This window comes from Curvibacter delicatus NBRC 14919 (assembly GCF_001592265.1).
In the GTDB taxonomy this organism is placed as follows: Bacteria; Pseudomonadota; Gammaproteobacteria; order Burkholderiales; family Burkholderiaceae_C; genus Hylemonella; species Hylemonella delicata.
This window is the reverse complement of sequence record NZ_BCWP01000100.1, coordinates 1-931: the sequence shown is the minus strand read 5'-3', so window position 1 is coordinate 931 and position 931 is coordinate 1. Positions and strand designations below refer to the sequence as shown.

The following is a 931-nucleotide window of genomic DNA, read 5'->3' as shown; positions in this document are numbered from 1 at the left end:
CCTTAGGTCAGATACCGTGATGTCACCAAGAGACCATGTATGTCCACAGTCGCTGCGGAGCGGTCAGCCGCCAAAGTCTCAAGGGGTCACGCTAGTTTCTTGGCCAGATCAGACGCCCGAGGGTGGTAGTAGCGCATCAGGGTACGGCTGGTCTTGTGGCCGGTGACCTTCATGAGCTCATGCATCTCCAGCCGCTCGGCCAGACGTGACGTGGCCTCGTGGCGCAAGTCGTGGAACTTGAGGTCTTCCAAAGTCTTGTCGGAGTTCTCAAGATCCTTCAACAGCTGCACGGTCCTGGGGCTAGGAGCGCGCTTCCGGAATACGAGAGCCCGGATCTCTCGCTCCTGATTGGCCGCCGTGACTCCGGCAGCCGTCAGTCGCTGGCGCAGCCGCTCATGCAGGTGGGACTGGCGCGCCCGGCTGACGGCCCGCTGCCATGCCAGCTTGAGCGAGTTCTGCGACATCCGGAGTACGGATCCGGAGCGTGGCAGGGGGAGGGCCTTCAGGGTGTTGATGGCTCGGGTGGAGAGGGGAACATCGCGGAAGGTGTCGCCATTCTTGGTGACGCCACCATTCTTGCCGCGGATCCGGGCAACGCGCGCGTGCAGGTCGATGTCTTCCCAGGTCAATGCGATCAGTTCCGATTGCCGGGCGGCTGTCTCTACTGCCAGGACGAAGGCGGCGTGAGGGTAGGGGTTTTTGCACGTCCGCAAGGCCGCAGAGAGCAGTTCTTCTTCGTTGCCGACGAGGCGTCGGTCGCGCTCGTTCCTGAGCGTCGGCTTGCGCACCAGGGCCACGGGGTTGCCGCGTGGCAGCGCGATGCCCCAGTCCATCGCGGCCACCTTGTAGATGCGCGAAACCATTCCGAGTTCGTGGACGACGGACTGTGGGCTGACGGCTTTCAGGCGCTCGTCCCGGTAGGAGGCGAGCA

1 protein-coding gene is annotated in these 931 nt (G+C 63.6%); it reads right to left on the bottom strand.

The window, feature by feature from the left end; genetic code table 11:
- Positions 1-86: 86 nt before the first annotated feature.
- The coding region (locus CDE01S_RS17990; protein WP_066710932.1) for a site-specific integrase at positions 87-931 on the bottom strand (845 nt) is incomplete at its 5' end.